The following is a 13,781-nucleotide window of genomic DNA, read 5'->3' as shown; positions in this document are numbered from 1 at the left end:
CTCATCAGTTCGTTGTCTGGCGCAGCAGCATGGTGCCACCGCGCTGGGTAAATTCAAGTTTGTTCAGTGCGCTCATACCGAGCAGCACCTGATTGCCGTGCAAACCGGGCGCCACCAGCGCGCGAACGTCACGCAGCACGATGTCGCCCAATTGCAGCCGGTCGAGGCGGGTTCGATAGCCCTCGCTCAAGCCATTGGCCGTGCTCAGGGTCACCCCAAAGCCTTTTTCCAGTTTCAGTCGCTCGGCCATTTCGGCCGGGATCGCCACGTCGGTCGCACCGGTATCGAGCATGAACTCCACCGGCTGGCCGTTGATCTGGCCAGTGGCGATAAAATGCCCCTGGCTGTTGCTGATCAGCTTCACTTCGATAAAACCTTGGCCCTGCTCGGAGCTGACGACAGTATTGGGATTTTGCTGGCGCGCCTCCCACTGAGCGAAAAACCGCGTTGCCAGAAACAGCGCGGCGCACCAGGCCAACACCATCAACACCCGACCGGCGCGTTTGCCCGGCGGCTGTTGACTCATGGCTTGGCACTCCAGCCACCTTCAGGCGCGGCAAAGCGCCAGACAATCGGGCGTTTCTCGCCGTCGACGCGCGCACCATTATTGTTGTCGATACCGATCCAGGCGCCATCGGCGTCCACGATCAACGCTTCCGCCAGCCCAAAGGGCTGCGAATAACGACGGTTTTCCTGCAAGGCCTCGGCGGCAAACGACCAGCAGCGCTCGACTTCGCCCGTCGCCGCATCGCGACGGCAAACCTGAAAGGCATTGCGCTCAAGGGTAAACAATTTGCCGTCGAACAATGACAGATCGGCAAAATCCCGGGAGCGCGCTTTGGCCTTGGGAAATTGCGCTGGCTGCATTTCCACCCCAGCCTCACTCAGCAACACACATCTACCGTTGCAGTCCCAGACCGTTTGCTGACGCTTGATCATCAGCAAACCGCGGCGCTCACGTTCGGCGGCCAGCCACAGCGTGTCACCGGCCGGATTGATCGCCAGCCCTTCAAACAATGCATTGAAGTGCAGTAACATACCGCTGGCCCGTGCTTCGCGTACCAGCATCGGCGAGATTTTCAGCCAGGACGCAGGCCCGATTGGCGGAACTTGCAACACCGCGGCGTGTGCTTCGCTGACGATGTAACGATTGCCAGCGCTGTCGCAGGTGATGCCTTCGAAATCCAGGTCCCCGCCCCGCACGAACGATGCCGCCCAAGTCCGCGAACGCAAGCCCCAGGGTAAACCGCTGTCGGGCACCAGGGGTGCGTCGATGCGCACGGTTTCGGCTTGCCAGGTAGTGTTGCGGGTGTCGAGGCGATAGATTTGATCATCGTCACGATCCGAAACGGTCCACAGATCCTTGCCGCACTGGGCCAGCCCCGACAGATTGCCGCCGCGCATGCCGTCGACGGCATGCTCGGATAACAAGCGCAGCTCGGGTGCAGGCTCCGCCGAAACCGTTATCGAGGTCAGCAGCAACGCACACGCCAGGGCCCAGCCAAATCGCATCAGCCCAGAACCTCGGCCAGGTTACCCTTGGACTCCAGCCAGGACTTGCGATCGCCAGCGCGTTTTTTCGCCAGCAGCATGTCCATCATTTCCGAGGTCGCGTCGAAATCTTCCAGCGTCAACTGCACCAGACGCCGCGTGTTCGGGTCCATGGTGGTTTCGCGCAACTGCGGCGGGTTCATTTCACCCAGACCTTTGAATCGGGTGACCTGTGGTTTGCCGCGTTTCTTCTCGGCTACCAGGCGATCGAGGATGCCATCGCGCTCGGCTTCGTCCAGGGCATAGTAAATTTCTTTGCCCAGGTCGATACGGTACAGCGGCGGCATGGCGACGTAGACGTGACCGGCATCCACCAGCGGACGGAAATGCTGGACGAACAAGGCGCACAGCAACGTGGCAATGTGCAGACCGTCGGAGTCGGCGTCGGCGAGGATGCAGATCTTGCCGTAACGCAGCTGAGCGATGTCCGTCGAGCCCGGATCGACACCGATGGCCACGGCGATGTTGTGCACTTCCTGGCTGGCCAGCACTTCGCTGCCGTCGACTTCCCAGGTGTTCAGAATCTTGCCGCGCAATGGCAGGATCGCTTGAAATTCTTTGTCCCGCGCCTGCTTGGCCGAACCGCCGGCGGAATCACCTTCCACCAGGAACAGCTCGGAACGCATCGGGTCCTGCCCGGCGCAGTCGGCGAGTTTGCCCGGTAATGCCGGACCTTGGGTAATGCGCTTACGCTCGACCTTCTTGCTGGCCTTCAGACGACGGCCGGCGTTGTTGATAGCCAGTTCCGCCAGCAACATGCCGGTTTCCGGGTGGGCGTTGAGCCACAGGCTGAAGGCGTCCTTGACCACACCGGAAACAAAGGCCGCCGCTTCACGGGATGACAGGCGCTCCTTGGTCTGACCGGAGAATTGCGGTTCCTGCATTTTCATCGATAGAACGAACGCGATGCGCTCCCAGACATCTTCCGGCGCCAGCTTCACACCGCGCGGCAACAGGCTGCGGAACTCGCAGAACTCGCGCATCGCATCGAGCAAGCCCTGACGCAGACCGTTGACGTGCGTACCGCCCTGGGCTGTCGGGATCAGGTTGACGTAGCTTTCCTGAACGCTGTCGCCGCCTTCGGGCAACCACAGCAACGCCCAATCGACCGCTTCTTTGTTACCGGCCAGGCTGCCGCAGAACGGCTCGTCCGGCAGGCGTTCGAATTCGCTGACCGCGTCCACCAGGTAGGAGCGCAGGCCGTCTTCGTAATGCCATTCGACTTTCTCGCCGGTGGCCTTGTCTTCAAAACTGACCAGCAGCCCCGGGCACAGAACGGCTTTGGCCTTGAGCACGTGCTTGAGGCGGCTGATGGAGAATTTCGGTGAATCGAAATACTTCGGGTCCGGCGCGAAGAACACGCTGGTGCCGGTGTTGCGCTTGCCGACGGTGCCGATCACTTCCAGCTCGGTTTTCTTGTAACCGTCAGCGAAAGTCATCTGGTATTCGTTGCCGTCGCGTTTTACACGCACCCGGACTTCGGTCGACAAGGCGTTGACCACAGAAATACCCACCCCGTGCAGACCGCCGGAGAACTGGTAGTTCTTGTTGGAAAACTTGCCGCCCGCATGAAGCTTGGTGAGGATCAGCTCGACACCCGACACACCCTCTTCAGGGTGAATGTCCACCGGCATGCCACGGCCGTCATCGCTGACTTCCAGGGAGTGATCGGCATGCAGGATGACCTGTACCGATGTCGCATGCCCGGCCAAGGCTTCGTCGACGCTGTTGTCGATGACTTCCTGGGCGAGGTGGTTCGGCCGACTGGTGTCGGTGTACATGCCGGGGCGTTTGCGCACCGGGTCGAGGCCCGAGAGGACTTCGATGGCGTCTGCGTTATAAGAGCTAGCGCTGGGAGTGGCCATGGGGTCTCGTCGTCCGCCTGTAAAAAGTGTTCTGTGAAAAAGAGGCGACAAATCACAGTGCAGTGAAATCAATCGCCTGATACAAATCTGCGCCGATGCCGGCGAAACTCAGCATTGCCGGCAATTGCTCGGCAAAACCCTGGAAACTATGGTCGCCGCCCGCCTGGATGCGCAAGGCACAGGCCCGGTAATACTGCTGGGCGAGGCGATAATCCAGCGTTTCGTCGCCGGTCTGCAACCATACTTGAAACCGCTGCGGATCCTTGGGCGCCGGCACTTCCAGCTCGGCCAGGGCCGTCACGTGGTCGCGGGTCAACTCCCAAGTCTCATCGGTATACAGATTTTTCTGCGTCCCCAGGAACCCGTCGAACATCCGGTGCGGGCTGACGGCAGGATTGATCAGCAGGGCTTTCAAGCCATGGCGCTCGGCCAAGTGAGTCGCATAGTAGCCGCCGAGTGAGCTGCCGACCAGCAGTGGCCGCCCCAGCTCGACAATCGCCTGCTCCAGCTGAGCAATGGCCTCGCGGGGATGGTGATGCAGGGCCGGCACACGCAATTGGTCGCTCAAGCCCAGCCGTTCCATCACATTAATCAACTGACAGGCCTTTTTCGACGCCGGCGCGCTGTTGAAACCGTGGATATAAAGGATCGAACCAGACATTTGAGCTCCCTGTGCGTCGGGTAAAGAGGCGCAGTTTACTGTAGGAGCTGTCGAGTGCAACGAGGCTGCTCCTACAAGGGCTTTGTCAGTAGCCGTTGGAGCCGTAATCAACCTGAAAATCGAAACCGGTGACGCGTTCAACGCCTGTTTCGAGCTGGCCATCCGGCAACAACCGCAACCATCGATACCCCGGCGCCTGCTCGCTCACCTTGAAATCATCACTGCCCGGCTCGAACTGAATGCAGGTCGAGGGCGATGCGATCAGGCGCACACCGTTGCGTACCTGGTCAATTTCCTGATGCACATGCCCCCACAACACCGCACGCACCTGTGGAAAGCGATCCAGCACCGCGAATAATGCTTCTGGATTGCGTAAGCCAATGGGCTCCATCCATGCACACCCGATCGATACCGGATGATGATGGAAACACACCAGATGATGCCGCTCCGGTGCCTCACTCAACGAGCGAGCGAGTAACTGCAATTGCTCATCCTGCAAATACCCCGGCACCGACCCTGGCACCGCCGAATCGAGCAACGTGACCCGCCAGTTGCCGATATCCACCACCGGCTCCAGCAGCGCACTCTGCACCGCGGCTTCGGCCATGATCTGCGGCTCGTCATGATTACCGGGAATCCAGCGTGCCGGCGCATCGATCTGTCGGCTCAGGTCGCGAAACAGTTGATACGACTCCAGCGTCCCGTCCTGAGACAGATCACCACTGGCAATCATCAGATCGATCTGCGGCTGCTGCTTCAATACCAGCTCAATGACCTGTTGCAGGCTGTCGCGGGTATTCATGCCCAGCAACGTCCCGTCCGCCTCGGCAAACAGATGGCTGTCGGAGAGTTGCACCAGCAACGCCGGATCGGCGGTGGTCAATGTGGATACGCTCGGCAAGGCGTTCTCCCAGGGCGTGATCACGGGATGGATAAGTGCCGCAATTATGCTGGGGGACGATCAAAAGAGGAAATCTGTGAACCGGACGCAGTTCACAACTACACAGGGCTCTTAGCGCACAACGGCGTACTCGTGCCCGCAAGCCAGGCAATGACTCAGCCATTCCCCCAGGAACAGATTGAGCTGAGCTTTTTCATCCGGCTGATGCATCGCGGCGTTCGGGTAAGGATAGATGCCCCGGAAGCGTCGTGCATGTTCGGCGCTGACCACTTCGGCCATGCACGCGTCGTGATACACCTGAACTTCAAGTTGCGGCACCGGCAGCCACGGCAGGCTGTGTTCCTGGCGGACTTGCAGGGTCGTGGTGTACGGACAAACCTGCAGCACTTCGAGGGCCAGCACGCCCAGCATCTGGTCGCCGTGGGTCACGGCAATGCGCCGCGCCTGCGGCTCGCTACGCATATCCGGTAGCAGTCGCATCAGGCGCGCGTAGTTGGCCTCGCAGGAGGCTTGCAGCCCCACGAGGTCGATCCGGTAGCGATCGCGCAGCTTGTTTACGACCATAACCCCCTCACTTCAACGCGGTTCAAAGCCAGCCATTGCAAGGCAATGATGCTTGGCGCGTTGGCAATACGTCCGTCGCGTACGGCTTGCAGGGCATCTTCGAACGCCCAGACCGTGACACGAATATCTTCTGCCTCTTCCTCCAGCCCATGCAGGCCGCCAACCCCGGCACTGTCGCAACGCCCCAGATACAGATGCACAAATTCGTTACTGCCACCCGGCGATGGAAAATATTTGGTTATCGGCCAGAGTGCCCCGAATACAAGCCCAGCTTCCTCCTGCGCTTCGCGGTGAGCAACTTCTTCCGGTACTTCATCCTTGTCGATCAGACCGGCGACCAGTTCGATCAGCCACGGGTTATCGATCTTGCCCATGGCGCCAACGCGAAACTGCTCGATCAGCACCACTTCATCGCGCTGCGGATCGTAAGGAAGCACGCACACCGCATCGTGGCGCACGAACAGTTCACGATTGATCTCGCGACTCATGCCACCGGCGAACAACTCATGACGCAGGTGCACGCGGTCGAGCTTGTAGAAGCCCTCGTAGCACTTTTCGCGCCGAACGATATCAACGGTGGTCGGAATGGCGTTGGCAAAATCAGTCATGACAATCCTCGTTTACTGCAAATCCGTTACGAGGCTCCTTTTTGTACTTGCAACCTCGACTTCGCGCCATCCTAACGCGCCCGCGATGTTTGATGCAGCCCCTTTCCAGTCAGCGGGATAGACGGTGAGGGTGAAACCAACTCTAATTAGCTTAGTGGCGAACTGACTGCTTCGTTGAGAGTCGAAGCGGGTAACTTTTCGCCTTCCCCTGTTTCGTAAAGGACGCCCATGTCGCTTTTCAAGATCGCCTCCGTGGCCGCCATCGCCCTGACCCTGGGTGCGTGCCAGAGTTTGTTCCAGCCCAACTATCGGGCGCCGCTGGAAACTACCCGCGACGCATCGGAACAGTTGAAACCAGGCTGTGCCAACCCTGAATGCCCGTTGGTGAATATCGATACGCTGCGTTTCCCCGATGAGCCTGCACTTGACGGCATCATCGAAAAACGCCTGCTGCAAATGACCCGCACCTCGCCTGACGCCCCTGTAGCACCGACGCTGGCGGCGTATCGCGAGCAGTTTTTGAGCAGCGCAGGCCCGCGCTACAGCAGCTACCTGCAAGCCAAGGTACGTGAGCAGCATGACGGCTTGGTGATCGTTGAATTGTCCAGCTACCTGGACACCGGCGGTGCCCATGGCACGCCGGGCCGCGGTTTCATCAACTATTCACGTCAACAGCATAAAGTGCTGACCCTCTCGGACATGTTGATCCCGGGGCAGGAAGAGGCATTCTGGAAAGCCGCCCAAGTGGCGCACAACAGCTGGCTGATCAGCACCAAGCTTGATCAGGAACCGGAGTTCGTGAAGAGCTGGCCCTTCGTGAAAACCCAGAATGTGGCGCTGACCTACGGCGGGGTGATCCTCAAGTACGAAGTGAGCACCCTTGCGCCTTACGCACTGGGCCACGTCGAACTGAAGATCCCCTACCCGCGCCTGAACGGCATTCTCAAGCCTGAACTGTTTCCCGGCCGTAGCTGAAGGCTCGACCGAGCAGCAGTTGCAGCAGCCCTGCCAGCACCAGCGACGGCAGGGTTGCGCCGATGTCCGGATTGAGATTGGCCAGCAAATGATAGGTGCTCACCCCGCCCAACCAGGCGAGCAATGCCGGCCAGCGCAATGCGGCTGACGCTACCTGGCCACTGCGCTTGCGCAGGATGAAGTGATCCACCAGCACCACGCCGAACAGCGGCGCAAACACCGAGCCGATCAATAGCAGAAAGTTCTGGTACTGGGCCAATGGCGCCAGGCAGGCGATCAGCGTGCAGATGACGCCGATGGCCAAGGCCAGATGCTCGACTTTCAAGCGCAACAGAATCCCGCTGGACACCGCCGCCGAGTGAATATCGGCAAAGGCATTTTCCGACTCATCCAGCAAAATCAGCAGCAATGGAATCCCCAGGCCTGCACCGGCCAATGCCAGCAACAAGGCATTCACTTCGCCGCTCGGCGCGAACGCCAGGGTGTAGGCCACGCCCAGGCTCATCAGCCAGAAGTTACCGAAAAAGAAGCCCAGCGCCGTACCGCCGAAGACGTTTTTCGCACGCTTGCCGAACCGCGAATAATCGGCAATCAGCGGCAGCCAGGACAGCGGCATGGCGATCGCAATGTCGAAGCCCACGGCAAACGGCATCGAACCATCACCGGCCTGCGCCCACAATGCGGCCAGATCGGCTTTGGCGAACAGGTTCCAGGTCAGCCAGATACACGCGGCCAGCAGCAGCCAGATACCCCACTTGCGCAGGATCTTGCGCACGAAGGTCAGTGGCCCGCTGACGGCCAGCAAAGTCGCCAAACCACCGAAGAAAACTGTCCAAAGCAGCGGATTCGACAGCAGGCTGCCTTCGCTGAAAGCGCGGGCGCCGAGCAGGCTGGCAGCGTCGCGCATCACGATGATTTCGAACGAACCCCAACCGATCAGTTGGAACAGGTTCAACACCGCCGGAAGGCTCGCGCCATAACGGCCCAGGCTGAGTTTGAGTGCCGCCATCGACGACAGGCCGGTGTCGCTGCCGATCACACCGACAGCGGCCAGCAACAGAACGCCGACCAGCGTGCCGAGAAAAATCGCCAGCAACGAGCCTGACAGGCCCAAGCCTGGTGCGAGCAAAGCACCGGTCTGCAACACCATCAGGCCGATGCCAAGGGAAAACCACAGGGAACACAGATCACGACCGCCGAAGACACGTTTGTCGGTCGGCACCGCGGTATCCGGGGAGTAAGTGCTGGGTTGAATGCTCAAGGGTGTTATCTCAGAGGGACATTTGTTGTGATCGTTCCCACGCTCTGCGTGGGAATGCAGACCGGGACGCTCCGCGTCCCAAAGCGTGACGCAGAGCGTCACAAGAGGCATTCCCACGCAGAGCGTGGGAACGATCAGTACGGGATCAAACCTTCTTGTACAACTGACTGCCTTCCTGTTTGAACCGCTCGGCCTGTTCGGCCAAGCCCTGGGCGATTTCCGCATCGACGGTTTCGATCCGCTGGTTGGCCGCGTATTCACGGACTTCCTGGGTGATCTTCATCGAACAGAATTTCGGCCCGCACATGGAGCAGAAGTGCGCGACCTTGGCCGAATCCTTCGGCAGGGTTTCGTCGTGATACGAACGCGCGGTGTCCGGGTCCAGGCCCAGGTTGAACTGGTCTTCCCAACGGAATTCGAAACGCGCCTTGCTCAAGGCGTTGTCGCGAATTTGCGCCCCCGGATGCCCCTTCGCAAGGTCGGCAGCGTGGGCCGCGATCTTGTAGGTGATGATCCCGGTCTTCACGTCATCCTTGTTCGGCAGGCCCAAGTGCTCCTTCGGCGTCACGTAGCAAAGCATGGCGCAACCGAACCAGCCGATCATCGCCGCACCGATACCCGAAGTGATGTGGTCGTAGCCTGGGGCGATGTCGGTGGTCAGCGGGCCGAGGGTGTAGAACGGCGCCTCGTCGCAGCATTCCAGCTGCTTGTCCATGTTCTCTTTGATCAACTGCATCGGCACGTGGCCCGGGCCTTCGATCATGGTTTGTACGTCATGCTTCCAGGCGATTTTGGTCAGCTCGCCGAGGGTTTCCAGCTCACCGAATTGTGCGGCGTCGTTGGCGTCGGCAATCGAGCCCGGACGCAGGCCATCGCCCAGGGAGAAGCTGACGTCGTAGGCCTTCATGATTTCGCAAATCTCTTCGAAATGCGTGTAAGCGAAGTTCTCTTTATGGTGCGCCAGGCACCACTTGGCCATGATCGAACCGCCACGGGAAACAATACCGGTCACGCGTTTGGCGGTCAGCGGCACGTAGCGCAGCAACACGCCAGCGTGGATGGTGAAGTAGTCGACACCCTGTTCGGCCTGTTCGATCAGCGTGTCGCGGAACAGCTCCCAGGTCAGGTCTTCAGCGGCGCCGCCGACCTTCTCCAGGGCCTGGTAGATCGGCACGGTACCGATCGGTACCGGCGAGTTACGGATGATCCACTCGCGGGTTTCGTGAATGTGCTTACCGGTGGACAAGTCCATGATGTTGTCCGCGCCCCAGCGAATGCCCCAGGTCAGTTTCGCCACTTCTTCTTCGATGGACGAACCCAGTGCGCTGTTGCCGATGTTGCCGTTGATCTTCACCAGGAAGTTACGGCCGATGATCATCGGTTCCAGTTCGGTGTGGTTGATGTTGGCGGGAATGATCGCGCGACCACGGGCAATCTCTTCACGGACAAATTCGGGGGTGATGATTTTCGGCACGCTGGCGCCGAAGCTGTGACCGGCGTGTTGCTGGTCCAGCAAACCTGCGGCGCGGGCCACTTCCAGCTTCATGTTTTCGCGGATGGCAACGTATTCCATCTCGGGCGTGATGATACCTTTGCGAGCGTAGTGCATCTGGGTGACGTTGCCACCGGCCTTGGCGCGGCGCGGGTTGTTCACGTGAGCGAAGCGCAGCTTGGTCAGCTCCGGATCCGCGAGGCGTTCCCTGCCGAAGTTCGAGCTCAAACCCGGCAGACGCTCAGTGTCGCCACGGGCTTCGATCCAAGGCGAACGCACGTCAGCGAGGCCTTTGCGCACGTCGATGATGACGTTGGGATCGGTATAGGGGCCCGAGGTGTCATACACCACCACCGGCGCGTTGATTTCGCCGCCGAAGTCGGTCGGGGTCACGTCCAGGCTGATTTCGCGCATCGGCACGAGGATGTCGGGGCGAGAGCCCTGGACATAGATTTTTTGCGAGCGGGTAAACGGCTGAACCGATTGCTGATCGACCTTGGCCGAGTCACTCAGATTGGTTTCGATTTTTGATTTTGTAGTCATCACGGGCTCTCCAGACACACATCCAGGCAGTGGATTTTTGTCGGAGCGAACCTGTAAACGAATGGACGCACGTGCGCTGGGAAAACCAGCTGTGCTGTGCTCGGTGCTCGAGGGGTGTTCGATTGTCGAACAACATCCCGGACGAAGCACAAGAGGACTCGCCGGGTGACGAGAAATCTTGTTCCCTACGCAGGCGTTAACCTGATCAGGTTCAACGGGATCCGAAATTATTCGATCTCAGCCTCATAGCAAGGCACCCCGACAAGAACCCGGCCAGTCTAGACACAACCGGCAAAGAACGCCAACTCCGCAGCAAACACCATGATGAATGGCGCAATTGCAGGATTGTTGCCATGCCTGCGTGCAACTACACTCGCTACGCCATGCCGCGCCTTGACGCTGCAGGGCGCCGCGCCGTAGCCTTGGCGCTCAAATTATCAGCGTAATTTTTTAGGGATGGCCTCATGCTGCGCAAACTCTCACTGGCCCTTGCCGTGTCTTGTGCGTCCAATGGAATGGCCTGGGCAGCAGAAGCGCCCTTATCGACCAAGACTGACCTGGTCAGCGTCTATCAGGAAGCGGTGGACAACAACGCCGACCTCGCCGCCGCCCGCGCCCAATACGGCGCCCAGAAGGAAGTCGTGCCCCAGGCTCGCGCTGGCCTGTTGCCCAACCTGTCCGCCGGTGCCGACCTGAACAACACCCGCACCTCGCTCGACCAGCCATCGCTGACCTCGACCCGCAGCGGTACGGTGTATCAGGCGACTCTCGCGCAACCGATTTTCCGCGCCGATCGCTGGTTCCAGTTACAGGCCGCCAAGGACGTTAACGAACAGGCAGCCTTGCAACTTTCGGCCACTGAACAGAACCTGATTCTGCAAAGTGCCGAAAGCTACTTCAACGTGCTGCGCAGCCAGGACACTTTGGCCTCGACCAAGGCCGAAGAAGCGGCGTTCAAGCGTCAACTCGACCAGTCCAACGAGCGCTTCGACGTCGGTCTGTCGGACAAGACAGACGTGCTGCAATCCCAAGCCAGTTACGACACCGCGCGGGCCAACCGGATTCTTGCTCAGCGTCAGGTGGATGACGCGTTCGAAGCGCTGATCACCCTGACCAACCGTCAGTACAACTCGATTCAGGGCATTGTCCACACCTTGCCGATCCTGCCGCCGGCACCGAACGATGCCAAAGCCTGGGTCGACACCGCCGCCAAGCAGAACCTGAATTTGCTGGCCAGCAACTATGCAGTAAGCGCCGCCGAAGAAACCCTCAAGCAGCGCAAGGCCGGGCATGCGCCCACCCTGGATGCGGTCGCGCAATACAAGAAAGGTGACAACGACGCCCTCGGCTTTACCAACCCGAACCCGAACGGCGTGCGTTACGGTGGCGATGTCGAGCAGCGCACGGTTGGCCTGCAATTGAGCATCCCGCTCTACAGCGGCGGGCTGACCAGCTCGCAGGTGCGTGAGTCCAATTCGCTGCTGACTCAGACCGAACAACAACGCGAAGCGCTGCGTCGTCAGGTCGTGGAAAACACCCGCAACCTGCACCGCGCCGTGAACACCGACGTCGAGCAGGTGCAGGCCCGCCGGCAGTCGATCATCTCCAACCAGAGCGCGGTGGAAGCGACCGAAATCGGTTACCAGGTGGGGACGCGCAACATCGTTGACGTGCTCGATGCCCAGCGTCAGCTGTACACCTCGGTGCGCAACTACAACAACACCCGCTACGACTACATCCTCGACAACCTGCGCTTGAAACAGGCTGCCGGCACGTTGAACCCGGGGGATTTGCAGGACCTGACGCGTTACCTCAAACCCGACTACAACCCGGACAAGGACTTCCTGCCACCGGATCTGGCCAAGGCTGCGGCGGAGCAATTACGGGCTAATCCCGCCCAATAAAAGAAAACTCTGTGGCGAGGGAGCTTGCTCCCGCTGGGCTGCGAAGCGGCCCCAAACCCTGAGCATGCGGTCTGTCTGGTAGACCACATCGGCTGATTCCACGACTGCTTCGCAGCCGAGCGGGAGCAAGCTCCCTCGCAACAAAGGAGCAGTGACAAATTCAGGACTTGTCGATCAACCGCCCCAACCCATCCAGCAACCGCTGCAACGCCCCCTGATTGGTGCGCATCACTTTCAGCCCCGCCTCTGCCATCCGCTGCGCATCGCTCGGCAATTCGAACAGTCGCTGCACCGCCAGCGCCAGACCTTCGGCATCATCGACCTCGGCCAACGCCCCGGCGCTGCGCAACTGCGTGGCGATTTCGAGGAAGTTGAACAGGTGCGGTCCGCTGAGCACCGGTTTGGCCAGGGCCGCCGGTTCCAGCAGGTTATGACCGCCGTTGGGCACCAGGCTGCCACCGACGAACGCGCTGTCGGCCAAGGCATAGAGAAACAGCAACTCGCCCATGGTGTCGCCCAAGAGCACCGAAGTGCCTGCGGTGACCGGCTCGCCCGTCGAACGCCGTACCGTGGCAAAACCCTGCTGCCGGCACAACTCGAACACCGGGTTGAAACGCTCCGGATGACGCGGCACCAGAATCAGCAAGGCATCGGGATGATTGGCCAGCAGCCGACGATGGGCAGCCAGCACCACATCGTCTTCGCCTTCATGGGTACTCGCGGCGATCCATACCGGGCGATCCTGCGCCTGCCACTGCGCACGCAACTCAGCGGCACGCTGCAGCAGTCGTGGGTCGATGGTCAGGTCGAACTTGATCGAACCGGTCACTTCGACGGTTTCCGGGCGCGCGCCCAAATCGCGGAAGCGCTGTGCCTCGGCTTCGGTCTGTACCGCGAACAGGCTCATCTCGGCGAGCATCGGCCCAGTCAGTTTATGGAAGCGGCCATAGCCTTTGGCTGAGCGCTCGGACAGTCGCGCATTGGCCAGCGCCACGGGAATGCCGCGTTTGGCGCATTGGTGGATATGGTTGGGCCAGAGCTCGGTTTCCATGATCACCGCCAGTTTCGGCCGGGCCCGATCAAGGAATCGCTTGGCTGCGCAAGGCAAGTCGTAAGGCAGATAGCAGTGCTGAATGCGCGGCTCGTTGGCGAACAGCGCCTGGATCCGTTCGGACCCGGTCGGGGTCATGCAGGTGACGGTGATCGGCAGCGCCGGATACCGTTGCAACAAGGCACGAATCATCGGCGCGGCGGCGATGCTTTCGCCCACCGACACCGCATGCACCCAGATACCACCCGGTTTCATCGCCGGTAGCGCGAGGGAGAACCGTTCGCCAATGCGCTTGGCGTACGCCGGCGCCTTGCGCGCCCGCAGCCAAAGCCGAATCGCTACCAATGGCAGCCCCAGGTAAAACAGCGCGGTGTAGAGAGTTCTATTCATGGCGGCGGAGTTTAT

The 13,781-nt window shown here is 60.3% G+C and carries 12 protein-coding genes and 1 riboswitch; of the genes, 2 read left to right on the top strand and 10 right to left on the bottom strand.

Going from position 1 to position 13,781, the window contains the following annotated elements; genetic code table 11:
• Positions 1-4: 4 nt before the first annotated feature.
• The 7 genes from AC1RQB_RS07145 to AC1RQB_RS07115 all read right to left on the bottom strand — a co-directional run bounded on the left by AC1RQB_RS07145 (position 5) and on the right by AC1RQB_RS07115 (position 6,150).
• Positions 5-526: a retropepsin-like aspartic protease family protein gene (locus AC1RQB_RS07145; protein ID WP_008074669.1), complete on the bottom strand. Its 522-nt coding sequence runs from the start codon at positions 524-526 to the stop codon at positions 5-7.
• Positions 523-1,512, bottom strand: coding sequence for an esterase-like activity of phytase family protein (locus tag AC1RQB_RS07140; RefSeq protein WP_063341756.1), 990 nt, complete (start codon positions 1,510-1,512; stop codon positions 523-525). Before AC1RQB_RS07140 ends, AC1RQB_RS07145 begins: the two co-directional genes overlap by 4 nt.
• Positions 1,512-3,416: a DNA topoisomerase IV subunit B gene (parE, locus tag AC1RQB_RS07135; protein WP_008074667.1), complete on the bottom strand. Its 1,905-nt coding sequence runs from the start codon at positions 3,414-3,416 to the stop codon at positions 1,512-1,514. The genes AC1RQB_RS07140 and parE overlap by 1 nt, the downstream gene beginning before the upstream one ends.
• Before the next feature lie 52 nt (positions 3,417-3,468).
• Complete coding sequence (locus AC1RQB_RS07130) at positions 3,469-4,077, bottom strand: YqiA/YcfP family alpha/beta fold hydrolase (RefSeq protein ID WP_063341757.1); 609 nt, start codon at positions 4,075-4,077, stop codon at positions 3,469-3,471.
• 85 nt (positions 4,078-4,162) lie between these two features.
• On the bottom strand, positions 4,163-4,978 hold the full coding sequence (cpdA, locus tag AC1RQB_RS07125) for a 3',5'-cyclic-AMP phosphodiesterase (protein WP_063341758.1): 816 nt from the start codon (positions 4,976-4,978) through the stop codon (positions 4,163-4,165).
• A gap of 111 nt (positions 4,979-5,089) precedes the next feature.
• Positions 5,090-5,542 carry a DUF1249 domain-containing protein gene (locus tag AC1RQB_RS07120; RefSeq protein ID WP_007902592.1) on the bottom strand — a complete coding sequence of 151 codons (453 nt, stop codon included), beginning with the start codon at positions 5,540-5,542 and terminating at the stop codon, positions 5,090-5,092.
• On the bottom strand, positions 5,533-6,150 hold the full coding sequence (locus tag AC1RQB_RS07115) for an NUDIX domain-containing protein (RefSeq protein ID WP_063341759.1): 618 nt from the start codon (positions 6,148-6,150) through the stop codon (positions 5,533-5,535). Before AC1RQB_RS07115 ends, AC1RQB_RS07120 begins: the two co-directional genes overlap by 10 nt.
• A gap of 228 nt (positions 6,151-6,378) precedes the next feature.
• Between AC1RQB_RS07115 and AC1RQB_RS07110 the strand changes: the two genes are divergently transcribed.
• Positions 6,379-7,125, top strand: coding sequence for an RsiV family protein (locus AC1RQB_RS07110; RefSeq protein WP_008074663.1), 747 nt, complete (start codon positions 6,379-6,381; stop codon positions 7,123-7,125).
• Here AC1RQB_RS07110 and cytX read toward each other — a convergent pair.
• Positions 7,094-8,386: a putative hydroxymethylpyrimidine transporter CytX gene (gene cytX / locus AC1RQB_RS07105; protein WP_063341760.1), complete on the bottom strand. Its 1,293-nt coding sequence runs from the start codon at positions 8,384-8,386 to the stop codon at positions 7,094-7,096. The genes AC1RQB_RS07110 and cytX overlap by 32 nt on opposite strands.
• Positions 8,387-8,531: 145 nt before the next feature.
• The gene (gene thiC / locus AC1RQB_RS07100; RefSeq protein ID WP_008074661.1) at positions 8,532-10,421 is read right to left on the bottom strand and encodes a phosphomethylpyrimidine synthase ThiC; all 1,890 of its coding nucleotides are present in this window, start codon (positions 10,419-10,421) and stop codon (positions 8,532-8,534) included.
• A gap of 165 nt (positions 10,422-10,586) precedes the next feature.
• Positions 10,587-10,692: riboswitch (TPP riboswitch) on the bottom strand.
• 193 nt (positions 10,693-10,885) lie between these two features.
• Between thiC and AC1RQB_RS07095 the strand changes: the two genes are divergently transcribed.
• Complete coding sequence (locus AC1RQB_RS07095; RefSeq protein ID WP_063341761.1) at positions 10,886-12,325, top strand: TolC family outer membrane protein; 1,440 nt, start codon at positions 10,886-10,888, stop codon at positions 12,323-12,325.
• A 160-nt stretch (positions 12,326-12,485) separates the two neighbouring features.
• On the opposite strand, the gene waaA is transcribed toward AC1RQB_RS07095, so the two are convergent.
• The gene (gene waaA / locus AC1RQB_RS07090) at positions 12,486-13,766 is read right to left on the bottom strand and encodes a lipid IV(A) 3-deoxy-D-manno-octulosonic acid transferase (protein ID WP_063341762.1); all 1,281 of its coding nucleotides are present in this window, start codon (positions 13,764-13,766) and stop codon (positions 12,486-12,488) included.
• Positions 13,767-13,781: the final 15 nt, after the last annotated feature.

It is taken from the genome of Pseudomonas sp. GW822-FHT02E03 (assembly GCF_058802325.1).
This window is presented reverse-complemented; position numbering and strand designations above follow the sequence as displayed.

Bases quoted from the DNA above. Each gene is read 5' to 3' on its own strand.
- waaA (WP_063341762.1), bottom strand. From the start codon at position 13,766: ATGAATAGAACTCTCTACACCGCGCTGTTTTACCTGGGGCTGCCATTG.
- AC1RQB_RS07140 (WP_063341756.1), bottom strand. From the start codon at position 1,512: ATGCGATTTGGCTGGGCCCTGGCGTGTGCGTTGCTGCTGACCTCGATA.
- AC1RQB_RS07110 (WP_008074663.1), top strand. From the start codon at position 6,379: ATGTCGCTTTTCAAGATCGCCTCCGTGGCCGCCATCGCCCTGACCCTG.
- thiC (WP_008074661.1), bottom strand. From the start codon at position 10,421: ATGACTACAAAATCAAAAATCGAAACCAATCTGAGTGACTCGGCCAAG.
- AC1RQB_RS07130 (WP_063341757.1), bottom strand. From the start codon at position 4,077: ATGTCTGGTTCGATCCTTTATATCCACGGTTTCAACAGCGCGCCGGCG.
- parE (WP_008074667.1), bottom strand. From the start codon at position 3,416: ATGGCCACTCCCAGCGCTAGCTCTTATAACGCAGACGCCATCGAAGTC.
- AC1RQB_RS07120 (WP_007902592.1), bottom strand. From the start codon at position 5,542: ATGGTCGTAAACAAGCTGCGCGATCGCTACCGGATCGACCTCGTGGGG.
- AC1RQB_RS07145 (WP_008074669.1), bottom strand. From the start codon at position 526: ATGAGTCAACAGCCGCCGGGCAAACGCGCCGGTCGGGTGTTGATGGTG.
- AC1RQB_RS07115 (WP_063341759.1), bottom strand. From the start codon at position 6,150: ATGACTGATTTTGCCAACGCCATTCCGACCACCGTTGATATCGTTCGG.
- AC1RQB_RS07095 (WP_063341761.1), top strand. From the start codon at position 10,886: ATGCTGCGCAAACTCTCACTGGCCCTTGCCGTGTCTTGTGCGTCCAAT.